Annotated in this window: 18 protein-coding genes; 9 read left to right on the top strand and 9 right to left on the bottom strand. The window is 72.8% G+C overall.

Annotation, left to right across the window (positions count from 1 at the left end; all coding sequences use genetic code 11):
• Positions 1-13: 13 nt before the first annotated feature.
• Genes AB0K18_RS38275 through AB0K18_RS38255 form a run of 5 tightly spaced genes read right to left on the bottom strand, consistent with a single transcriptional unit; the run spans position 14 to position 7,026 of the window.
• On the bottom strand, positions 14-1,951 hold the full coding sequence (locus AB0K18_RS38275; protein ID WP_364924868.1) for a TOMM precursor leader peptide-binding protein: 1,938 nt from the start codon (positions 1,949-1,951) through the stop codon (positions 14-16).
• On the bottom strand, positions 1,948-3,741 hold the full coding sequence (locus AB0K18_RS38270) for a hypothetical protein (RefSeq protein WP_364924866.1): 1,794 nt from the start codon (positions 3,739-3,741) through the stop codon (positions 1,948-1,950). Before AB0K18_RS38270 ends, AB0K18_RS38275 begins: the two co-directional genes overlap by 4 nt.
• A complete protein-coding gene (locus AB0K18_RS38265) occupies positions 3,738-5,093 on the bottom strand; it encodes a SagB family peptide dehydrogenase (RefSeq protein ID WP_364924863.1) in 1,356 nt (451 codons plus the stop codon). Before AB0K18_RS38265 ends, AB0K18_RS38270 begins: the two co-directional genes overlap by 4 nt.
• On the bottom strand, positions 5,090-6,157 hold the full coding sequence (locus AB0K18_RS38260) for a thiopeptide maturation pyridine synthase (RefSeq protein ID WP_364924860.1): 1,068 nt from the start codon (positions 6,155-6,157) through the stop codon (positions 5,090-5,092). The genes AB0K18_RS38265 and AB0K18_RS38260 overlap by 4 nt, the downstream gene beginning before the upstream one ends.
• Positions 6,154-7,026 (bottom strand): lantibiotic dehydratase C-terminal domain-containing protein, encoded by an 873-nt coding sequence (locus AB0K18_RS38255; RefSeq protein ID WP_364925008.1) that lies wholly within the window; start codon positions 7,024-7,026, stop codon positions 6,154-6,156. Before AB0K18_RS38255 ends, AB0K18_RS38260 begins: the two co-directional genes overlap by 4 nt.
• 354 nt (positions 7,027-7,380) lie before the next feature.
• Here AB0K18_RS38255 and AB0K18_RS38250 point away from each other — a divergent pair, with 354 nt between their 5' ends.
• Both AB0K18_RS38250 and AB0K18_RS38245 read left to right on the top strand, forming a co-directional pair.
• The gene (locus AB0K18_RS38250) at positions 7,381-12,060 is read left to right on the top strand and encodes a hypothetical protein (RefSeq protein ID WP_364924858.1); all 4,680 of its coding nucleotides are present in this window, start codon (positions 7,381-7,383) and stop codon (positions 12,058-12,060) included.
• Positions 12,057-12,644, top strand: a complete 588-nt coding sequence (locus AB0K18_RS38245) for a hypothetical protein (RefSeq protein WP_364924855.1) — start codon at positions 12,057-12,059, stop codon at positions 12,642-12,644. Before AB0K18_RS38250 ends, AB0K18_RS38245 begins: the two co-directional genes overlap by 4 nt.
• 67 nt (positions 12,645-12,711) lie before the next feature.
• On the opposite strand, the gene AB0K18_RS38240 is transcribed toward AB0K18_RS38245, so the two are convergent.
• Together AB0K18_RS38240 and AB0K18_RS38235 are read right to left on the bottom strand one after the other, a co-directional pair.
• Positions 12,712-13,341: a hypothetical protein gene (locus AB0K18_RS38240; RefSeq protein WP_364924853.1), complete on the bottom strand. Its 630-nt coding sequence runs from the start codon at positions 13,339-13,341 to the stop codon at positions 12,712-12,714.
• Positions 13,338-14,333: an NlpC/P60 family protein gene (locus tag AB0K18_RS38235; RefSeq protein WP_364924851.1), complete on the bottom strand. Its 996-nt coding sequence runs from the start codon at positions 14,331-14,333 to the stop codon at positions 13,338-13,340. Before AB0K18_RS38235 ends, AB0K18_RS38240 begins: the two co-directional genes overlap by 4 nt.
• A gap of 298 nt (positions 14,334-14,631) precedes the next feature.
• Here AB0K18_RS38235 and AB0K18_RS38230 point away from each other — a divergent pair, with 298 nt between their 5' ends.
• From AB0K18_RS38230 to AB0K18_RS38205, 6 genes are all read left to right on the top strand, one after another.
• A complete protein-coding gene (locus tag AB0K18_RS38230; RefSeq protein WP_355419838.1) occupies positions 14,632-14,913 on the top strand; it encodes a hypothetical protein in 282 nt (93 codons plus the stop codon).
• A 362-nt stretch (positions 14,914-15,275) separates the two neighbouring features.
• Entirely contained in the window at positions 15,276-15,995 is a 720-nt protein-coding gene (locus AB0K18_RS38225; protein ID WP_364924848.1) for a hypothetical protein, read from the top strand.
• A complete protein-coding gene (locus tag AB0K18_RS38220; RefSeq protein ID WP_364924846.1) occupies positions 15,995-17,068 on the top strand; it encodes a hypothetical protein in 1,074 nt (357 codons plus the stop codon). The genes AB0K18_RS38225 and AB0K18_RS38220 overlap by 1 nt, the downstream gene beginning before the upstream one ends.
• On the top strand, positions 17,055-18,551 hold the full coding sequence (locus tag AB0K18_RS38215; protein ID WP_364924843.1) for an SCO6880 family protein: 1,497 nt from the start codon (positions 17,055-17,057) through the stop codon (positions 18,549-18,551). The genes AB0K18_RS38220 and AB0K18_RS38215 overlap by 14 nt, the downstream gene beginning before the upstream one ends.
• Positions 18,552-18,576: 25 nt before the next feature.
• Positions 18,577-20,016 (top strand): ATP/GTP-binding protein, encoded by a 1,440-nt coding sequence (locus AB0K18_RS38210; protein WP_364924841.1) that lies wholly within the window; start codon positions 18,577-18,579, stop codon positions 20,014-20,016.
• 156 nt (positions 20,017-20,172) lie between these two features.
• On the top strand, positions 20,173-21,066 hold the full coding sequence (locus AB0K18_RS38205) for a S41 family peptidase (RefSeq protein WP_364924838.1): 894 nt from the start codon (positions 20,173-20,175) through the stop codon (positions 21,064-21,066).
• 60 nt (positions 21,067-21,126) lie between these two features.
• On the opposite strand, the gene AB0K18_RS38200 is transcribed toward AB0K18_RS38205, so the two are convergent.
• Together AB0K18_RS38200 and AB0K18_RS38195 are read right to left on the bottom strand one after the other, a co-directional pair.
• Entirely contained in the window at positions 21,127-21,513 is a 387-nt protein-coding gene (locus tag AB0K18_RS38200) for a hypothetical protein (protein ID WP_364924835.1), read from the bottom strand.
• 33 nt (positions 21,514-21,546) lie between these two features.
• Entirely contained in the window at positions 21,547-22,005 is a 459-nt protein-coding gene (locus AB0K18_RS38195; protein WP_364924833.1) for a hypothetical protein, read from the bottom strand.
• Between the two features lie 27 nt (positions 22,006-22,032).
• Here AB0K18_RS38195 and AB0K18_RS38190 point away from each other — a divergent pair, with 27 nt between their 5' ends.
• Positions 22,033-22,539 carry a tetratricopeptide repeat protein gene (locus AB0K18_RS38190; protein ID WP_364924830.1) on the top strand — a complete coding sequence of 169 codons (507 nt, stop codon included), beginning with the start codon at positions 22,033-22,035 and terminating at the stop codon, positions 22,537-22,539.
• The last annotated feature ends 9 nt before the right edge of the window (positions 22,540-22,548 follow it).

Here is a 22,548-nt window from a genome sequence, read left to right as displayed (position 1 = left end):
CTCCTCCGCGGCTTCAGGGGAACGGGTGCGGATCGGTGCTGAGGTCGTCCTCGGTGAGGGGGCCGCCGGTGTGGCCGAGCCGGTGCGGCACCTCCAGCAGCCGGGGCAGCCCGCTGGTACGCCGGTACCGGTGCCCGAACGTCATCGGCACCGTCCCGGGGATCAGCACCTTGACCGCGTGCAGGTCCATGGCGCGCAGCTCGTCGGAGGTCTGGTCCACGACCACGACGTCCATCCCGGACGCGGTGTAGCGGCCGACGACCGCGCGCATCAGCTCGCCGAGGTCGTCGGAGGCGAACTCCTCCGTGCCCGAGCCGACCTCGCCGACCGCGCGGGTGGGCGGGCCGGCGGTGAGGAAGCTCAGCCGGGCCGCGGCGCGCGGGTCGTGGTAGAGGAGCGGGTGGTCCTCCATCTCCTGGACGGCGGAGGAGTTCGCGGCCATGGCCGCCGCCCTGGCCCTGATCTCGGGGCCGCCGCCGTACTTGATGCCGTTGGTCAGCATGTCGCCCAGCTCGGCCACCGCGCCCGTGACCGCGAGGCGGCCGGACAGGTGGGAGCCCGCGGTGCAGAACGCCGCCGGCAGGTCCGTGCCGGGAGGCGCGGTGGCGAGGGCCCAGACGGCGGGGACGCCGTGCTCGGTGGTGATGTCGAACAGGCGCAGGTCGTAGCCGGTCTCGGCGCGCAGGGCGGCGAGGTGGAGGGCGTTGACCTCGTCGAGGGTGGCGAGGTCGAGCTCCGGTGCGGGCAGCCGCGCGTACCAGGTCAGCAGGAAACCGTCGCGTTCGGCGATCTCCAGGATGCCGTACAGCACCGCCTCCTCCAGGCTGGAGCCGAGCGCGCAGCCGTTGGAGATCTCGTAGACGAAGGGGCGGTTATCGGGTTCGTGGGAGTGCGTCCCGTAGTAGGCGACGGTCTCGGGCACCAGGATCGGCTCGCCGCGCAGGAACGACCAGCCCCACACCCAGCGGTAGTTCCGGTCCGGGTCGAACGGCTCGTACGCGAAGCCGGGCTCCTCGTACGCCTGCGGCGGGTGCAGGCCGAGCGTGCGCGGGTCCAGCGCCCGGTCCCGCACCTCGTGGTACGTCCCCACCTTCGGCGGGTGCAGCCGTCCCGGCGAGGCGGAGAACCGTTCGAGCGCCTCCAGCAGCGCGATCGTCCTGCTGACCCGGCGCTCCGAGGCGCGCCCGTAGCCGCCGGACCCCCTGGCCCACCGGTGGGAAACCTCCGCCGTGCTGAGGATCGCGCCACCGGAGGTGCGGTCGTGCAGCAGCCACACCACGCCGGTGCGCTCGTCCACGTACGTGTCGGTCAGCGCGTCCAGCTCCCCGACGAGGTCGCGCCCGCGTACGGCGCCCTCTGCGTGACTGGGGACCGGGCGAGGCGTCCCCAGCTCCGTCGGCGGCTCGTCGGTCACGTGCGGGCCGCAGACCGCGCAGAGCGGGTCGGGCAGCACCCGGTGCGGGGTGATCGACAGGTCGTGGAGGTCCACGGTGAGCACCGTGCCGCGGGTGCGCGGCGTCCCGCCTTCGGCGTACGCGCGCAGGTCGTCGGCCATCAGGGCCGCGGCAAGCCCGGCCGCGCCCCCGGTCAGCAGCGGCGAGGGCGCGGCGAGCCGGTCGGCGTGGCGCTCGCGGACGATCTCGCCCCGTTCGTACGCCGGAGCGGCCCACGACTGCCGGTACGCGGCGCAGGAGGCGCACCCCTGCTCGCCCGGCGTCTCCCAGGGCCCGATGACGATCGTGTCCAGCTCGACGCGGGCGGGGAGCACGGGGCCGGTGAGCCTGGCCCGCAGATCCCGCGTGACGACCTCGGCCCAGCCGTCCGCGGCGGCGACGGTCGGCCCCGGGGGCAGTTCACCGTCGGGCAGGGGAACGGCCGGTACGCCGAGCCGCTCCGCCACGGCGCCGGCGATCCGCCCGCCCGCCAGCACGGTCACGGGGTGCTCGGTCATGCCTGACGTCCTTCCTTGACGATCGCCACCCGCACGCTCAGGGGGGCGATCGCCGCCACAAAGGGGTCGTGGTCGAGCGGGATGACGACGGCCTGGCGGCCGGCGGTGGCCAGCGCCGCCGCGACCTCGTCAGGGTCGATGGACCGGCCTGGGTCGACCCACATGGCGGTCGGCAGGGACGGCCTCGGCTCGGCGGGCGGGCGCGGGCGGCCCGCGTGGACGCGTACCTGGACGGCGTAGAGCGCGCCAAGCAGGCCCCTGGTCCAGGCCGCTGACGCGGTCCCCGCCGTCCGCGCCACCTCCACGCCGCCGCGGCGGAACGACAGCACGGTGACGCCGAAGCGGCCCCCGTGCTCGCGTACCTCGGGCAGCTCGCCCAGCTCGGCCAGCAGGGCGAAGCAGCGGCGGCCCGTCGCGTCCAGCTCGCCGGGATCGACCGTGACGGGGATTCCCCGCACGTCCTCGATCAGCTCCTGGTCGCGCGTCCAGTGGGTGCACAGCCCTCGGGCCACGGCCTCGTCCCAGCTCGCGCCGTACCCCTCGCCCACGCCGGTCGCCGGGCGGGGGAAGGCCTCGTGCGCGGGCAGCCGTACGGTCGCCGCCGCCGCCAGGTCGTACGCGAGCGCGAACCCGCCGCCGTCCACCAGGCGGCGCGGGTCGACCCTGGCGGCGGCGTACCTGGTCAGCGCGGCGCGGGCCGCTTCGATCCTGGTCTCCGCGTAATCGAAGCCCACCGCCCGCACGACGCCGTCGCCGACCTCGGCTTCCGACACGTGCAGGGGGCTCTGCGCGGCGGAGTCGTCAGGCAGGAAGCGGAACGGGCCGAACAGCTCGTCGGCCGCCCTGACCGCCGCGTCCGAGAACGCCTGCCCGTCCTCGACGGGCCGGAACCTGAGGTGCACCACCCGGGTCAGCAGCGCCTCGGGGGTGGACGCCGTGGCCGGCAGCTCGTACGGATCCGGCGCGCAGTGGTGCCTCGACGTGGTCAGGTCGGGGCCGATCCTGGTCACCTTGCCCGCGTGGCGCGGGTCGGCCGTGCCCGTGGCCCAGCGCAGCACCGCGCGTCCCACCTGGGCGGCGGCGGCCTCCACGTGCAGATCGCTGATCGGCTCGGGGGCGCGCGGGGCCGTGCGGAGGCGGGCGCGCAGGGACGCCGGGCTGAGCGGGTCCTCCTTGGCTCCTCGCACGGGGACGTACCAGATGTCCGTGCCGTCCCGCAGCACGTGCCCGACGGCGAGCCCGTCCCGCGCCGCCCGTTCATGCCCGCCCGCGCCCAGCTCGCCGATCACCAGCAGCACATCCAGGCTCCACAGGTCGTCGTCGCCGAGCGCGTCCGCCGCGCGCACCCTGACGTCCCCGGCCCCTGACGTCCGCAGCGCGCCGGCGACCGCCTCCGCCAGCGGGTCGCCCGCCTGGCCTTCGTGCGCGACGGCGACCTTGAGCTCGCGGAAGCGCGCGAACGCCGCCCCCGCCCCCTCGGTGTGCGCGCCCACGAACGCGACCTCCGCGGGCCCCGCGACCGGCTCGTCGCCAGGCGGGGCGGTGACCTCGCGGACGACGCCGGCGTCGAGCAGGCGGGTCAGGATCTGCCGGGCCATCGCGGCGTGCGCGATCGGCAGGCCCGCCGTGATGTCGTCGAGGCCGGATCGGCCGTCCAGCTGCGGTACGAGGGCCTCGACCCACCGGGCGATCGACGGCCCCGTGAGCGTGACCGGGCCGGCCGGGGTGACGATGTGCAGCCCGTTCTCGATCGGCGCCATGTACGTGTGGTCGGCCAGGCGCAGCCTCATGCGTTCCCTTCCGTGTCGTGCTCCCCTGCGACGGTGCCGAGCATGAACTCCCCCACCACGTCCTCACTCAAGGGATCGGCGCCCGCGATGCGCCGGAAGGCGCGCGGCGCGCCGGCGCCCAGGGCGCAGCCGCCGAGCCCCATGGCGGTGGCGACGAGGTACATGGTCTGCACCAGGACGCCGAGGTTCTTCAGGATCAGCGCGTACGCCAGCCCCTCGTACACCCACATGAGCCGCTCGAACCTGGCGGTCACCAGCACCAGCACCTGCGGCATGGCCGGGGCGTCCGACATGGAACGCGCCGCCTCCAGCAGCGTCCGCTCGGCGCCGGCCTGCCGGCCCACCAGCTCCAGCCGGTGCCCGTAGCCGTCGTAGTGGTACGTCCCCGGCTCAAGCCCGGCCACCTGGTGCGCCACCACGTACAGCTCAAGCTCGTGCACGCCGCCACCGCCGGGATAGGCGCGGCGCGGCCGGTCGCCGTGCGGCGTCGGGTGGTCGGCGGTCGCGGCGCAGCGGTACAGGAACTCCGCGAGCCGCCCCAGCGTGATCGGCCTGGCGGCGTCGTGGCCGCGCAGGGTCCGGCGCGCCTGAAGCACCTCGGTCAGCTTCGGGTCGGCGGCGATGACGCGGGCGAGGTCAGGGCGGGGCAGCTCGGTGACGGGCCCGCTCGGCGGCCGACGACCCGGGTCGGTGACGTGTTCCCGCCCCCAGTACGTGGCCCCGAACCCGCCGGCCACCCCCACCTCGCCGTCGATGCCCCGGCTGCTGCGGTGGAACGCCAGATCGACCGCCGACCACTGCCGCACCCGGAACTCCGCGTCCTCGTCCCCGGTCACGGCGAGCCCGGCCCGCAGCAGGTCCCGCCGCAGCATCGCGGCCGCCCGCGCGCCGACGCCCGGAGGCGGGACGCGGGCGCCGGGCTCGGCGAGCACGGCCAGCGCACCGGGAGCGTGCACGGTGACGGACGCCCACGCCCGGGGCGACGTCGCCCGCAGCCCACCGCCCGGCGCCGCCGCGATCGTGGTGAAACGCGACAACCGGCTGCCAGCAGGGTCCGCGGGGCCGTCGCCGTCCGGGCAGACCTGCGGGTCCAGGGTGTAGACGGGCGTGTCGCCGTCGTACACGGTGGCGACGAGCCAGCCGTCCTCCCGCAGCCCCGACAGCAGCCGCCGAGCCGGCGGAGGGAAGGAGTCGGCGCGGTGCTCACCCGAGGCGAGCGCCCGCACCACGGCCAGGTCGTCGCCGCCGATCGGCCGCACGTCGGGGTAGCCGACCAGGTGGACGCCGCTCCGCCCGCGACCGGCCGACACCCCGGCGCGCAGCCGCAGGGTCTCGTACACCGTCCCGCTCATCCCACGTCCCCGGCCGCCGCGAACGCGCGCAGGACGTCGGTGGCCTGCCTGCCGGTGCGCCGCTCCACGGCGGCGGCGACCAGGTGGCAGAGGAGATACCGGTGCAACGGCGTCACTCCCAGGCGGGTGAACTGCAGGTACATGAGGTTCAGCACGAGCCGGAAGAGCGCGAACCAGGTGGAGGGCAGCACCTCGGCGAGCCACCGCTCGTTCTCGGCCAGCGCCCGGTGGAACGGGCTGAGGTCGCGGTAGGCGTCCCGAACCGAGGGGAGGCCGCCGTCCTCACCGAGCGGGAGCAGGCCGCGCCGGCGCAGGCCGAGCCCGCGTTCCCGGCTCGCGAGCAGGGCGGCGACCAGGCTCTCCGTCGCCTCGTCCACGGCGCCGGAGTCGAGCAGCGCGTCCAGGCGGGCCGCGAACGCGTCGGCGCGGGCCTCGAAGCGCGCGTCCCAGGCGAGCCGCCGCGCCTCGCCGCCGCCCTGCTGGGCGAGGAAGGCGTCGGCGTGCGAGCGGAAGCTGAGGTAACCGGCCTCGATGCCGTCCTCGTGGAACTCGTCGGCCACGACCACCATGGCGTCGAACGCCGCCGTGAGCACGTCGCGCCCCTCCAGGACGGCGAAGGCGTGCTCGTTGGCGGCGCACATGAAGTCCGCGTACAGGGCGGCGGCCTCGGGCGTGCCGTGCACCGCCGTACGGTCGTCGTACGGCTCGACGTGCCAGGAGTTGTCGGCGTAGAAGGGGGTCAGCGGGCCGCGCTCCGACTCGGCCTCGGCCAGCCGGCGGTGCAGCGGCAGCAGCGCCTCCACGTCGGGCGGCACAGAAGGCAGCCCGGCCAGGTACGGCTCGATCCTGGCCGCGACCACCGGCAGCACGTCCGTGAGGAAGGCCGGTTCCGAGGCTTCGACGTGCAGCCGGACGTGCGGCCCCCGCCGCCAGTGCCGGGCGAACCAGGACCGGTGCCCGCGCCCGGCCAGCTCCGCCATGACCGGCCGCACGGCGTCCAGCAGCAGCCGGTCGGTCGCGTCGCCGTAGTGGTGGACGTGCACGCTGTGCCACCCGGTCGTCATGCGAGGGCCTCCTCCTCGACCAGCTCCGCGAAGGTCCTGTCGGCGAGGTCGCGCAGGTGGAGCTCCTCTTCCTGGCCCACGCCGAGCCGGTTGCAGGTGAGGTGGGCGCACATGTCGAGCACGGACCCCGCGTCGGGCCGGCCGGCCAGCGTGGCGGCGGAGGCGGCGAGTGCTCCGGCGAACCCGGACGGCTGCTCGGGCGGGTTCGCGGCCAGGGCGCGCGTCCGCTCGGCGAGTGCGCGCAGGGCGGGGCGGCGGCGCAGGTAGCGGGCCCGCTCGCCGGGCTGCCACGGGTGCGGCTCGCGCCGCGGCCATCCGGTGCCGTGCGAGGCGATCCACCGGTTCAGGGCGAGCACGGCGAACGCGGCCGTGGTGCGCCGGTCGTCGGACGGGCCGGTGGCCAGCAGCCGGCGTACGGCCGTGCTGCAGCGGACAAAGTGGTCCTCGACGGCGTGCAGAGCCGCGCCGGTGCCGTACTTGTCGGTCTCCGGCCGGTACGGGAAGAAGGCGAACGAGTTCGGCGGCCGGCGGCGGCGCTCGTACGACTGCCGCAGCTCCCGCGCCGCCATCGCGGGCGCGTAGCGGTCGTAGTCCTCCTGGGTCACCCGGACGAACACGGGAAGGCGGTTGAGCGCGTCCGCGATGGCTCCCGACAGGATCCGCCGCACGTCGTCGACGCGTCCTGACCGGGCGAGTACGCGGACCCGCAGGTGCGGCCCGCCCTCCCAGTACCGCAGGAAGAACAGCCCGCGGGCGGCCCCGTCGGCGTCGAGCCTGCTCTGCACGGCGGCCAGCAGGTCGGTGATGACGAGGTCGAGGTCGCCGTCGTGGAAGACGTGGGCGCTGACCCACGACCGCGCGTCGGCCATCCGCACCACCCGCTCCCTGGTCCGTCCCGACCGGCTATCGCGCCCGTCGTCACGAATGACTGGATTGCGGGGAGCGTAACGAGCGCCGGAATACGTCCGGCACACGCCGCGTATACGCGCCCGGTCGGAGCCCCGTACGCAGCGGCGACGGCGGCGATCAGTCGGCGGGTCTGACGAGGTTTCAAGGTCGTCAACTCTTACTCTGACCAGGCATGCATCGCCAGGCGTGCGGTCGGGACGGCTCGGGGGCGACCGTGCGGGGCGGCGATGCCGGCGGTCATCCCCTCCTCTGTCCGGTTCTGTCCCAGATCCCCGACGGCGCGACCACTCGGTGGTCATTCGGTTGGAGGATGCTTGTACGCGCCGTACACCGATTTCATTCCGCTCTTCATGCTGGCCGTCATCGCGGCGGCCATGCTCACCCGGCGGACCCGCAAGCGGTCCTGGCCGATCAAGATGCTGCTGGTCACCGGAGCGGGGCTGTGGATGGCCCTCGCCGGAGGGTCGATGTGGATGATGAGCAACGCGCTCGCCGAGCGATTGCCCGACATCCAGCAGCCGACCCGGCATCCGTGCACCGGCAAGAAACCCAAGACGTTCAACGTCTCACTGATCAACCTGCCGCTGTTCGTGAACCGCTTCGGCGACGTGGTTCCCGAGGGACGCATGTACGTGCTCGACAAGAACATCGCGACCGTGCGGGCCAACTACACGAGGGCGGCCGACCCGCGCGAAGGCGGATTGCGCGACCTGATCGAGCCGCTGGTCCTGCGTGCCAACCAGGGCGACTGCATCAAGGTGTTCTTCACCAACCGGCTCAACGAGCCGGCGCCGCCGCTCAACGAGCGGATCCGCAACTCCGCGATCTACACGTTGCCCGGCGAGCGGCTGCTGCCGCCGGGCACGCCGACGCCGCGGCCGCGCGAGTTCGCTCCGGCGCTGAGCGTGCCGGAGATCGACTTCGACCCGCGCAAGGCGCCGAACGCCTCGATGCACTTCGACGGCCTCGACTACGACGTCAGGCGCGCGGACGGCACCGTGGTGGGCAACAACCCGGACTCCACGGCCCGGCCTGGCGAGACGATCAGGTACAAGCTGCACGCCCACATCCAGGGAGAGTTCCAGTTCAAGGACGGGGCGGACTTCACCTCACAGCAGACCCGCCCGATCGACCGCGACGGGAACGTGCGCTTCATCGGCTCGCACGCGTTCGGCGCGTTCGGCGCGTTCGTCATCGAGGAGCCCGGGGCGACCTGGGTGGACTCGCGGACGGGCGAGCCGCTGGAGTCGGGGACGCAGGCCGTCATCATCCGGCCGAACGGCAAGGACTTCCGCGAGCACGTGATGTTCATGCACGACGAGATGGAGGCCGAGCCCGGCATCCTCACCCGGTTCTGCCGCGAGGACGGGGGCGGCCCACAGGCGGGTGGCACGTCCTGCGTGCAGCCCAACAGGGAGCAGCTCAGGCTGCTCACCAGGGGGACGATCCGCGCTCTCGGCGGTGGCGACGCCGACGCGCTGGTGCAGGGCGAGGTCCCGGTCAAGCTGGAGTACTTCGCCTTCAACTACCGCTCCGAGCCCGGGTTCAACCGTGATGAGGTCGGCTGCCCGGCGGCGCGGCGCGGAGCCCAGGGCTTCGACGCCGAGCGCTGCATCGGTGAGGAGACGTCGCTGTCCTCCTGGGCGTACGGCGACCCGGGCGGGGGCGACCTGGTGATCGGCAACTACCGCGGCGAGCCGACGCAGGTCCGCCTGATGCACCCCGCGGAGGTCGAGACCCACACCTTCCACTGGCACGTCAACCGCTGGATGTTCGACCCTGAGGACGAGGGTGGGATCGACGAGATCAGCGAGCCCGCCAACGTGACGAGGAAGACCAACCTCCTCGACGTGCAGGCGGTCTCGCCGGGCAGCCACTACCCGCTGATCGTCCAGGGCGGCGCTGGGTCGGCGAATGTGGGCAAACCGGCGTCCTTCGGCGACATCATCTTCCACTGCCACCTCTATCCGCACTTCGCGAACGGCATGTGGGGGCTCAACCGCACGCTGGAGACGCTGTCGGACGGCACGCGGCGGCAGCCGGACGGCACGCGCCTGCTCCCGCTGTTCCCGATACCTGATCACGACTACCAGCCCGGCGTCCCGGGCCGGCAGCCGCCGCCCAGTCCGACGCCGGAACGGCCGGGCTTCCCGAACTTCATCCCGGGAGTGTTCGGCTTCAAGGCGCCCAAACCGCCACTCGGGCTCGCCTCGCGGGCGGAGAACGGCGTCTTCCCGCCGACCCCGCTGGAGCGGGCGGCGGCCGACCCGGGCGGGCAGCAGCCGGGCGCCTTCTTCCAGGACCCGTGTCCCATCGGCCGGCCGACCAAGGTCTTCAAGGTCGCGGCCATCCAGATCAGACAGACGTACAACCCTGATCTGAAATGGACGATCCCGCAGTCGCGGGTCTACGTCCTGGAACGTGACAAACAGGCCGTGCTGAACGGCAAGAAACCCGAACCGTTCGCACCCATCCTGAACGTCGGCGACTGCGTGATCTACAAGCTGACGAACGAGTTGCCCCGGATGTTCGGCGGCAACGTCTTCGACCGGCTCCAGGAGACCAACGAGGTCGGCATCCACCAGCACATGGTGCACTTCGACGTGTTGAGCTCCGACGGCGCCGCCAACGGCTGGAACTACGACCAGGGCGCGGGGCCGGGCGAGACGATCATCTACCGGGACTTCGTGCAGGAGAACACGAAGACGAACTCGTTCCACGACCACTTCTTCCCGAACACCCACCAGAAGAACGGGCTGTTCGGCGGCGCGACCATCCACCCGGCGGGCTGCGTGCCCGACGTGCCGGGCGCGCGCACCCGCGGGGTCGTCGGAACCCAGTTCGACGTGCACTGCGAACCGGTGATCGACCACAACAACCAGCCGACGGACGGAGTCGACTACCGCAACTTCTCCCTCTTCATCGAGGACCACGTGCCGTTGTTCCAGCCGAACGATCCGCGCACGCGGGCGGACGACAAGTTCGACACCCCCGACGGGGTGCCGATCTTCCCGGCCAAGTTCCCGTCGAGCAACGACGACCAGGGCGGCATGGGGGTCAACTACCGGCTGGAGCCGTTCGAGGCCCGCCGGAACAGGGATCCGTCGCTGCTGTTCAACTCGAAGGTGCACGGGGATCCGTTCACGCCGGTGCTCAAGGCGTACCGGGGTGATCCGATCAGGTTCCGGCTCTTCCAGCTGTCTCAGGAGGAGTCACACGGGTTCAACCTGGACCACTTCCGATGGCGCCACGAGCCACGTGATCCCGACTCGAACATCGTCGGCGCCCAGCACATCGGCATGCTCGAATACTTCGACGTCGATCCGCTGCCGGACGAGATGCCACCGCCGACACCCGATCTGAAGGTGACCGACTACCAGTACGCCTACGCCGGCGCGGACGACTGGTTCCTCGGCGACTGGGGGCTGCTGCGCATCTTCTCGTGCTCCAACCCGAGCTCGGGCGGGCCACCGATTCCGGAGCTCCCGGACTACCCGCGCGACACCTGTACAGGTGAGAACGAGCGCGACGAGTGGTCCGAGCTGACGATCGAGCAGCACGAGTCCCGTGCCGGGATGTTCGGGACGACGGGAGCCGCGCGGCTGCAGAGCCGCCCGGTGACGCCCTGCAGGACCGGCCAGAACCGCACGTTCGACGTCATCGCCATGAACCACGACATCGTCTACAACAAGAACGGCGATCACGACCCGAACGGCCTGATGTACGCGCTCGCCGCCGACGAACAGGCGCTGCGCGACGGGAGGAGACAACCGGAACCGCTGGTGATCAGGGCGAACGCCGGCGACTGCGTGACGGTGAACTTCACCAACAAGCTCGATCCACGCAAGATGCGTCCGCACTGCCACGAGGCCACCGAGCCGGGGCAGCTCGGCTTCAGGGAGAACGTGCTGCGCTTCCCGCAGTGCATCCAGCGGCCGCCCAGGAACCACCAGAACGTGCCCGGCTTCGAGCCGTTCCCGGTGAGCTCCAAGGCGTCGATCAGCCCGCAGCTGGTCAATTCCGAGCCGCCCGAGGCGGTGGCTCCAGGGGAGAGCATCCAGTACCGCTGGGACCTGCCGGCCGACACGACCGGCATGGCGCTGCTGCGGGACAACGCCGACGTACAGAACCACCTGCACCACGGCCTGTACGGCGCGCTGATCATCGAGAAGCCCGGCTCCGAGTACCTCGACCCGAAGAACGGCCGGCCGCTGCGCAGCGGCACCAGCGCGGTGATCACCCATCCGGAGGATCCTGACTTCCGGGAGAACATCGTGCTGATGAACAGCGACCTGGCGCTGTTCCGCAAGGACGGCAAGCCCGTGCCGGACAACTTCGATCTCGTGCTCAAGCCGAGCAGGGAGGCCGACGACCCGGAGGACCAGGGAGAGTTCTCCATCAACTACACCAACGAGCCCTGGTCGTGGCGGTACGCCAGGAACCAGAACATCACCGAGATCTTCAGCTCCCGGGTGCACGGTGACCCGGCGACGCCGGTGTTCCAGGCCTACGCCGGCGACCGGACGGTCTTCCGGGTCGGTCAGGCCATGGGCGACCCGCGTTCGACGAGCTTCGCCCTGCACGGCCACACCTGGCGCCGCGCGCCCCGCGACCCCGGCTCGCAGATCGCGGCCACCCAGGGGCAGTTCAACCCGGGCAGCGTGTACGACATCGTGCCCGGCGTGGTCCGCGACCTGCTGGCCGACCCGGGCGGCTCGGGCGGCGCCGGCGGGTTCCGTCACATACCCGGCGACTATCTCTACCGCTCCGGCACGCTGCCCCGCCACCTTCCCGGTGGTCAGTGGGGGCTGTTCCGGGTGCACGCCAAGCTCCAGCCCAACCTGATCCCGCTGCCCGACAGCAGGATGGGGCGCGCGAACCAGCGGCCCGTACGGGACGAGGGCGGCGATCCCGCCGGGTCCGAGCTGCCGTACGCGTGGTTCGGCACCGCGGGTCAGGGCAGCAGGGCGAGCTACGGAAGGCGGTCGGGATGAGCCTGCTCAGCAAGCTCAGGTCGTCCCAGGACGGCCGGCCGCCCGCCAGGCGGGTGCCGAGCCCGCGGCGGGCTCCCGGCAGGCCGCCCGAGAGGCCGGCCGGGCTGACGCCGTTCCGCCAGGGGCTGGTGCTCGGGGGGTGCATCGGGATGACGTTCGCCCTGTCCATCGGGGCGATCGGCTTCCTCGTCACCCGGCCGACGGTCCAGGCCCCCGCGGCCGGGACCGACTCGGCGGCGGCTCCAGGACCGCACGAGGCGCATCCGAAGGCGGCGATCGACATCACCGCCACCCACCTCGGCGACCTGCAGGTGAGGATCGAGGCCAGGGTGAGCGCGCCCGGCAGCTACGATCCGATCACCAAGGCGCAGGTCGTGGCCCATACGGACATGGTGGCCATGCCGATGGCCCATCGCCAGGGGCCCATCGTGATGGCCGAGGTGCCCGGAAAGCCGGGGACGTACCAGGCGCTCACGCAGGTGGCGATGGTCGGCGAGTACAACATCACCGTCGAGACGCTCCGGCCGATGGCCTCCAAGGCCGACAGGCGGCTGGACGTGCGGGAGGTGAGCGGCAAGAGCTGACGCACCCGCTTTGACGCGCCGTGGCCGGCTCCTGCGAAGGAGCCGGCCACGGCGTTTTCCGCGGGGGTCAGCGCAGGGTGACGGCCGTGACGCGCCAGGGGGCGGTGCGCTTGGGGCGTTCGAGGGCGACGAACGCCGTCATCGTGAGGGGCTTGCCGCGCCAGCCGTCGGCGCCGACCGGGGTGACGGTGAGCTGCCACTGCCGGTCGGCCTGGGTGGCGGTGTCGGGCGGGCGCGTGTCGCGGCCCTCGGTCAGGGACGCCCGCGTACGGGCGCGGTGGGCGGCCCACGTGGCCCAGGCGGCGTCCGTACCGACCTGGGGGCCGTCCCGCAGCTCCGCCAGGTACTCGGGGCTCAGCCAGCCGGCGGCCCGCAGGGCGGCGTCGCGCTGATCGTGGTCGGTGGTGGTGTCGACGCTCCACATGGCGGTCAGGACGGCGGTGCTGACGGCGTCGGCGTCCCGCTGGTCGATCGAGGCGGGGTCGAGGGCGGCCACCGTGGACCTGCTCGGAGTGGGCGTGGCCGACCCGGGACCGAACATCACCGAACCGGACGGCGGCGGCGCAGACGCGGCGGGCACGGACGCACGAGGCGGGGGCGTCATACGCTCGGTGGCCACCGAGCCGGGGGCGGCGGCGCAACCGGCGAGCGCGAGAGCCGTCCCGACGGCCGTGAGGGTGCGGGGTCGGGGGCTCATGCGTACCTCCGGATGGTCCAGGCGGCCGAGGCGAAGTTCTTCAACGGGGCGATGCGGACGACGTCCCCGGTCTGGGGCGCGTGGATGACCTGGCCGCGACCTGCGTAGATGACGATGTGGCTGATGCCGCGCCCGTCGCGGTGGTCGATGCCGATGACGTCGCCGGGCAGCAACTGATCGCGGGGCACCGGGGTGCCGTACTCGGTCGCCTGCGTGGCGGCCAGATGCGGAAGCTGGACGCGCCCGCCCGAGGCGGCCCAGACGGCGTGGAGCACGAGACCGCTGCAGTCGAAGCCGACGATCCCGGTCGCCCTGCCGATGCCGGGGGTCGGGCCGTTGGGCCCGCCGCCACCCCACGAGTAGGGGGTGCCGAGCCAGCGCTGCGCCGTCGCCACCACCGCGCTGCCGAACCGGGTGGCGCCGAGCGCCGTGAGCGGGATGTCGGTGAAGTGCGCGACGCGGGCGAGGACGCGGCGCACGTACTCCTGGGTCTCCGGGTACGGCGGGACGCCCTTGTGCCGCAGGACCGCGCCGGGTCCCGCGTTGTAGGCGGCGAGCATGTTGGAGGTCGGATCCCCGGGCAGCCGGGCGGTGGTGCGGGCCAGGCTGCAGTCGTACCGGGCCATGGCCATGATCGCGTCCTGGGGGTCGTCAGGGCTGGTGACGCCGTCGCCGTCGGCGTCCCGGCCGTAGCTCGCCCAGGTAGCGGGCATGAACTGGGCGATGCCCCGCGCCCCCACGCTGGATCGCGCCTTGGGCCGCCAGCCGCTCTCCGCCTCCACCTGGGCGGCGATGAGCGGCGCGCTGACGTGCCCGCACAGCCGGCCCGCCCGGCTGAGCCACGCCTGGTAGGCGGCGGGGACGCTGCCGGGGCGCAACGACACCACCGAGCCCGTTCTCGGCGGCCCGCCGCTCAGGAGGAGCACCAGGCCGACCAAGAGAGCCAGAGATGTGGCCGTCGCCAGGATGACCAGCTTTCCACCCTTATTCATAAACAACGTCTCTCTTGTCGGCGCCATTCACCATGTGTCGGGGAGCCAATTCCGGCCCTTGCGAACCCCGCCGGGAAAAGGTGTCGCTAGTGGCCCTGCGCATTCCCGAGCAGTAAGGTTTTACCTGGTCAACGGCCTAAGCAGCGAGTAATTCCGGTGGTCTGCCGCTGCGCGAGTCCCCGTACCGGAGAAATAAGAAAGGCTTGGTCATTCTCTTTACGAGCACGGACCTTGAGGGGTTGTCATGGGCCGGCGACGCGTACCGGAACATCGCATCTGATCACCCCGGAGGACCTTCATGACGCAATTTCTGGCCGATGTGCTGCCGCTCGTGGGCGTCCCCGATCCGGGCATCGGCACGCCGCCGCCCGGCTCGGAGAAGCTGCTGACGGCGCTGGGCTGGGCGACGTGGATCGTCACCGGGATGTGCGTGGCCGGGGTGATGGGGGTGGCCGCCAGGATGGCCCTGATCCACCACCGTGGGGAGGGCGGCAGGCACGCGGTGGGGCTGGCGTGGGTGATGGCCGCCTGCGTCCTCCTCGGCTCGGCCTCCGGCCTGGTCAGCGCCCTCCTGTCATGACCTCCACCCACCACCGGCCCCCCGAACCACCCATCCACCCCACGCCACCGCCCCCAACCTCACCTCAGCCCGACACAACGCCGCACACCGCGGCCCCGCACACCGCGGCCCCGCACACCGCGGCCCCGCACACCGCGGCCCCGCACACCGCGGCCCCGCACACCGCGGCCCCGCGCGACGCGGCCCCGCGCGACGCGGGCCTGCGCGACACGGCCCCGCGCGACACGGCTCCGCGCGACACGGCCCCGCGTGACACGGCCTCCCATGGCGCGGACTTCCGTGACGCCTCCCCTCGTGGGGCCTCCCGTGGGGCGGCGTTCTGGGTCGCGGCGGTTTTCGTGACGTTGGTGGCGGTTCTTGCGGTGATGGTGCTTCTGCGGCCCGACCGCGAGGACACCGCCGACCGGCCGGTGCGCCACGCCTCATCGCGCTCGGCCGTACCGGCGGCGCCGCCGCCGTCCCCATCGGTGCCGGCGTGGGCGGTCACGCCGCCGGCCGCGCCCTCCCTACCGCCCACACCGGCCGCCGCCGCGCCGGGCCACTGCCCGGCCACCCCCGCGACGGCCTCCCAGGACCTTCCCGCGCAACCACCCGCCGACGTGACGTGGACGGTGTTCCACGGCGTCGCGGAACCCGCCTCACGCGAGCACGGCCCGCACCGCAAGGAGGCCGACGTGCACCGCTGCTTCTCCCGTACGCCCACCGGCGCCCTGATCGCCGCCTGGCAGATCGCCACGAGGTTCGTGCTGGCCGACGGCTGGCGGCGCGTCGTCGACGAGCAGGTGATGCCAGGACCGGGCCGCGACGCGTACGCGGAACAGCGCCGCCAGGTGAACGCCGGCGAGGACACCGGCGGCAAGGGCCAGCTGGCCGCCTACGCGTTCGCCTCGTACACCCCCGACGTCGCCACCGTCCAGCTCGTCTCCCGCTTCGCCGCCACAGGACACCTCCAGGTCAACACCGTCACCGTGGTGTGGAGCGGCGGCGACTGGCGGCTGCGGCTGCAGCCGGACGGTTCCATCAGCCCGAGCCTGCAGGCGGTGACCTCGCTGGCGGGGTTCGTGCCGTGGGGCGGCGTGTGATGAGGTCCCCCACACCCGAGGGCACGAGCCTGTGCGACCTGCCCGGCGCCGACGCGGTCTGCGCGGGGGTGACCGGCGCCGCCGAGGGCGGCGGGGTCATCGACGAGCTGGCGACGGCGCTGCAGGAGGCCCAGGTCAAGGTTCTGGGCATGATGGCGAGCTTCTCCGGCAGCAGCGCCGCGGCGCCGCCCCTGTCCGACAGCGTGGGCCCCGTGGCCTGGCTGCAGGAGCGTACGCACTGGTACGTCGCCCTGCTGGCGGTCCTGGGCCTGGTCATCGCGGCGGGCAGACTGGCCATGCGCCGCAGGTCGGAGCCCGCGATGCGCGCGGTGACGGGCCTGCTGACACTGGCGGTGGTCACCGGCTGCGGGACGGCCGCGATGTCCCTGCTGGTCGAGGCCGGCGACGCGTACTCCGGCTGGATCATCGGCCAGGCCCTGGACAGCGGCGGTTTCGGCGGCGACTTCGGGGCGGCCATCACCCGCCTGGCCGGCTTCCAGGGCATGACCCTGCCGCCCGGCCTGACGATCGTCCTGGCGTTCGCCTCGATCATCTCCTGCATCCTGCAGATCGTGCTGATGCTGGCCCGCGTCGCCCTGCTCGGCCTGCTGGTCGGCATGCTGCCGATGGCGGCGGCCCTGAGCGGCACCGAGGCGGGCCGCGCCTGGCTTGCCCGCATCGCGGTCTGGGCGCTCGCCTTCGCCCTGTACAAACCGGCCGCCGCCACGGTCTACAGCTACGCCTTCCTGGCGATCGGCGACCCGTCATCGGAGCTGGCGCAGCTGTCGGGCCTGGTGGTGATCATCCTGGCGGTGGCGGCGCTGCCGGCCCTGCTGCGGCTGCTGGCCCCGGCGGTCGGCGCGGTGCGTCACGGCGGCGGTTCCCTCTCCACCACCGGGGACGTGACCGTCGCCATGGGGGCCCGCATCCTGCCCACGCTCGCGCGGAACGTGGACGCGGCCAGGCCCGCCCGCCCCGCAGGCCCGTCGGGCGCCCGTACCGCGACGCTCACGAAGACGGCCGCCGACGGCGAGTCACCCCTACGAGAAAGAGGATCGGATGGCGACTGCTGACAGCGAGCGCACCTACGGCAACTGGCGCCGCCCGGCCAGCCCGGGCATCGGCGACCTGGGCCTGCTGGGCACGTTGCTGCTCCTCGGCGGGCTGGTCGCGTGCGTGATCACGATGATGGTCTCGCTCAAGGCGGCGCTGGTGCTGGCGGCGGTGATCGCGTTCGTGCTGACGCCGTTGTTGCTGCTGCGCGACCGGCACGGCCGCACCGGGCTGCAGATCGCCGTCGCCCGCCTGTCGTGGCTGCGCGGGCGGGGGCGCGGCCGGCACCTGTACCGGTCGGGGCCGCTCGGGCTCACCCACAAGGGCGCCTTCCAGCTCCCCGGCCTGGCCGCCGGCTCGCACGTCGTGCAGGCCACCGACTCCAGGGGCCGCGCGTTCGGCCTGATCGTGGTGCCGGCGACCGGTCATCACACGGCGGTGTTCGAGGTGTCCGTGGAGGGGGCCGCGCTGGTCGACAGCGACCAGGTGGACACGTGGGTGGCGCACTGGGGCCAGTGGCTGGCCGGGCTCGCCCACGAGCCGTCCCTGGTGGCGGCCACGGTCACCGTCGAGACCGCGCCCGACCTCGGCACCCGCCTGCGGCGCGAGGTCGCCGACAACCTGTCGCCCGACGCTCCTGAGCTGGCGGCGGCCGTACTGAACGACGTCGTCCGCACCTACCCCGCCGGCTCCGCGCAGGTCTCCACCCGCATCGCCGTCACCTACGCCGCCAACCCGCGCGGCGGCGGCCGGCCCCGCAGCACCGCGGCCATGGCCCGCGAGATCGCGACCCGGCTGCCCGGCCTGACCGCCGGGCTCAGCATGGCGGGCGCGGGCGCCTCACGTCCCATGACCGCCGCGGAGATCGCGGAGGCGATCAGGATCGCGTACGACCCGGCCAGCCAGCGGCTCCTGGACGCGGCCCGCTCGGGCGGCGAGCCGATCGCTCAGCCCTGGGACCAGATCGGCCCCGTCGCCGCCCAGGAGTCCTGGGACCACTACCGGCACGACTCCGGCATCTCGGTCACCTGGGGGATGAGCGAGGCGCCACGGGGAGAGGTGCTCGCGCCGGTGCTCACCGACCTGCTCGCGCCGCACCGCGACGTCGCACGCAAGCGGGTCTCCCTGCTGTACCGCCCGTACGATCCGGGCAGCGCCGCCCGCCTCGTCGAGCGCGACCGCAAGGACGCCCGCTTCCGCCTCGGCGGCGTCAACGCCGCCGCCCGCGACACCGTGGCGGTGGCCGCCGCCGACCAGAGCGCCAGAGAGGAGGCGAAGGGGGCGGGTCTCGTACGCTTCGCGATGCTCGTCACCGCCACCGTCGCGCGCTCCGAGGACCTGCCCGCCGCCGTCGCCGCGATCGACACGCTCGCCCCTTCCGCCCGGGTACGCCTGCGCCGCATGTACGGCGCCCAGGCCGCGAGCTTCGCCGCCGCGCTGCCCCTCGGCCTGGTCCTGCCGGACCACCTGCGGATCCCCGCGTTCGTCAGGGAGACGCTGTGACCCGTTCCTCCGAAGGGAGCTGACCATGCCGTACACCTCCCCGCGGCTCGGCCCGCGCGGATACGCCGGGCGCGGCGGTGGCCGCGTACCGTACGTGGAGGCGCCCCCGGAGTGGCGCGGCACCACCGTGCAGGTGTGCGGGCTGTGGCCGTTCGGGGTCGGGTTCAGCACGCCGGCGATCGGCGTGCCGCTCGGGCGCGAGCTGACCGGCGGCGCGACGCTGTGCTGCGACCCGATCTCCTGGTTCGCCCGCGCCGGTCTCATCCACAACCCGTCGGAGCTCGTGCTGGGCAAGCCGGGGCTGGGCAAGTCCACGCTGGTCCGCCGCCAGGTCGTCGGCCTGGCCGGCTACGGCGTCACCCCGCTGGTGCTCGGCGACCTGAAGCCCGACTACACCGACCTGATCGCGGCCATGGGCGGCCAGATCATCAAGCTCGGCCGCGGGCTCGGCGCTCTGAACGTCCTCGACCCCGGCGAGATCGGCGCCGCCGCCGCGCGCCTGTCCGGCCTCGACCGGGAGCGCCTGCTGGCCGACGCGCACGGCCGCCGCCTCAACGCCGTCGCCGCCCTCGTCACCATCGTCCGCGGCCGCCCGGTGGCCGACACCGAGCGGACGATCCTGTCCGCCGCTCTGCGGGTCCTGGACGAACGCCACCCCGGCGTCCCCATCCTGCCCGACCTGATCCACGTCATCGACGCCGGTCCCGATCCCGTACGAGCCGTGACCCTGGCCCGCGGCAGCGAGGACCGTTACCGCCAGGTCGTCGACCCCCTGCACGCCTCCCTGCTCGGCCTGGTGGACGGCCCGCTCGGGGACGCCTTCGCCCGCGCCACCACCACCCCCATCCGCCTGGACACCCCGGCCGGCTGCTGCATCGACATCTCCGGCATCGACGAGTCCGACCAGGAGCTGCAGGCCGCCGTCCTGCTGGCCTGCTGGTCGGAGGGCTTCGGCGCCATCGAGGCCGCCCACGCCCTCGCCGACGCCGGCCTCGCCGCGCAACGCCGCTTCTGGGTGGTCCTGGACGAGTTGTGGCGCGTCCTGCGCGCCGGTCGCGGCCTGGTGGACCGCGTGGACGCCCTGACCCGCCTGAACCGCCAGCGCGGCGTCGGCCAGGCGATGATCACCCACACGATGAGCGACCTGCTGGCCCTCACCGAGGAGGCCGACCGCCTCAAGGCGAGGGGCTTCGCCGAACGCGCCGGCATGATCCTCTGCGGCGGCCTCCCCGAGGCCGAGCTGTCCGCCCTGACCCAGGTCGTGGGGATGTCCGCCGCCGAGCAACGCATGATCGTCGACTGGTCCACCCCGCCCAGCTGGGACAACGCCCGCGCCCGCGACGGCGAACCCCCCGGCCGCGGCAAGTTCCTGGTGAAGGTGGGAGGCCGCCCCGGCATCCCCGTCCACGTGGACCTGACCCCGGCCGAGCTGGAGGTGGACCGCACCAACAGACGCTGGACCTGACCTGGAGCCCGGTCACCGGGCTGCTGTCGAAAGACCCTGATCAGCACGCCCTCCACCCCCGGCGAGAGGGCCCCGCCAGACTCCCGCCCAGCGCGGACGCCTTCACATAGGGCAGCCGTTGACTGTTTCGTCAGCGAACTGGTCTACTTTCCCGCCGTGACGACCCTGACGAACCTGCAGCCTGCATCCATCATCGACGAGACGGCCGGGCTGCTGACCGAGCACTACGTCTTCCCCGAAGTGGCCGGGCAACTCGCCGACCTGCTGCGCCGCCGCCTCGCCGAGGGCGCCTACGACGTCGGCAGCGCCGCGGAACTCGCCGCTCTGGTCACCGCGGACCTGCAGTCCGTCAACGGCGACAAGCACCTGAGGCTGAAGCACCACGCCGACCCGGTCTCCCCCGAGCAGGGCGCGGCGACCATGGAGTCCATCCGCCGCGACTTCGACACCTCACTGGGCGGCGCGCCCCGGGTGGAGCTGCTCGACGGGGGCGTCGCCCTGGTGGAGCTGGCGCCGATGCTGTTCCCCCTGGATTGGGCCGCCGAACCACTGACCGCCGCCCTCACCCTCGCCTCCCGCGCCCAGGCCCTGATCCTGGACCTCCGCGGCAACCGGGGCGGCGACCCGGACACCGTCGCCTTCGTCTGCAGCCACCTCCTGGACCAGCGCACCCACCTCAACAGCATGTACTGGCGCAAAGGCGACCGCACCGAGCAGTCCTGGAGCCTGCCCCACGTCCCCGGCGCCCGCTTCGGCGGCACCAAGCCCCTGTACATCCTGGTCAGCACCACCACCTTCTCCGCCGCCGAAGAACTGGCCTACAACCTCCAGCAGCTCGGCCGCGCCGTGATCGTGGGCGAGCCCACCCGCGGCGGCGCCCACCCGTGCAAGGGCTGGACCGTCCACCCCCACCTGGAAGCCACCGTCCCGACGGGCCGCGCCATCAACCCGATCTCCGGCACGAACTGGGAAGGCACCGGCGTCCAACCCGACATCTCTTGCCCCGCCGAAAAGGCCCTCGACGAAGCCCTGACCCAACTGACGAACTGACGCGACCCCGACGGCACGCCCACCCTCTTCGGTGCCTACCAAGCCGGCCGAAGCGACGCCTCAGAACTGGTGGAAGAACCGTACCGTCGCCTGGGGCGGCACCACGATCGGCGCGGGCGCGCCGGACAGCCGCGCGGGCAGCGGCGGCGAGGCGGACAGGCTCGGCGCGGCGACGATCTTGACGAGGTCGTGGTCGCCTTCGTCGATGTCGTCCGACTCCGAGACCATACGCAGCATGACCTGCTCACCAGGGGCGAAGGCCACCACCAGCTCGACCCGTTCGCCCGGCGTCAGTGAGATCCGGTCCACCTCGACCGGGGCGGCGAGCAGCCCGGCATCCCCGCCCACCACGTGAAAGGCACGGTCGTCGGCGAACGTCAGGTGGTACATCCGCGCGCTCGACCCGTTGAGCATCCGGAACCGCCCCCGCTCGGTCCGTACGTTCACCACCCCAGGTACGTCCCGTTGACCAGCATGTGATCACGGCAGCCGCGCCCACAGCGCCAACCACCTTTCAACCTGTCCGTCACTCACCTGATCGACGATCAGCTTCAGCGGCGCAAGCAGGTTCTTGCAGACCCGCATCGCCAAAATCTGCTCACGAGGACGCGCCCGCCAGTCCACCACCCACTCGCCCGCCTGCTCAAAGGACAACGGCAGAGCACCCAGAACATCCGAAACCAACTGATCCGGATCCCACAGCGGATCATCGGCGGACCCGAGATCCGAGATCAGCAGCGCCCGAAGATTGAACCGGCTCACATCGGCGTTCCGCGCGAGATACCCGGCCCGCTCAGCACCATCGAGCGCCGAAAGCGCCACCCTCGCCCAGATCCGCCGCGTCTCCCCCTGGCCAGGATCCTGCGCGTACACGAGGTTGTGCTGCCACGCCGCCAGCCACGAGTTCACGTACCCGGCCTCGAACTCGGTGCTTCCCAAGCCCCACCCACCCCTAGTCTTCTGCCTGTGCTCTTCCAAGAGATCAACGAGCTCATCACGTACGACGACCGCCAGCGCATGATCCCCACCGACCGCGACCGTCTGGCCGCGCTGGTCACCTCGGCCCGCGCCGAGAACCCCACCGACTACACCACCCTGCGCGCACTCGGGGTAGGCCTGCTCGTCCTTGGCGAGTACGCCGCCGCGATCGACCACCTCAACCGCGCCCTCACCCAGGCCGACACCACCCGCAGGCGCATAGCGGCCTCACTCAACCTGGCCGACACCCACCGCTACGCCGGCGACGCGACGACCGCAGAAACGATCTGCCGCACAACACTCACCCTCGCAAGAGCGGAAGCACCGGAGCTGACGTGCTTCTCCCTCCAACACCTGGGCAAAGCCCTCATCGACCTGGACCGCGAACAGGAGGCCCGCGAGGCGCTGCAGGAGGCCCTCGCCATACGCACAGCCAACGGCGACCCCAACCTGATCGCCAGCACCCAAGCCGCCCTACAACTCCTCGACACCTGAAACCAGATC

Origin of the sequence: Nonomuraea sp. NPDC049421 (assembly GCF_040677005.1) — a bacterium.
Taxonomy (GTDB): domain Bacteria; phylum Actinomycetota; class Actinomycetes; order Streptosporangiales; family Streptosporangiaceae; genus Nonomuraea; species Nonomuraea salmonea.
The sequence above is the reverse complement of the archived record's forward strand: the minus strand, read 5'-3'. Positions and strand labels throughout refer to the sequence as shown.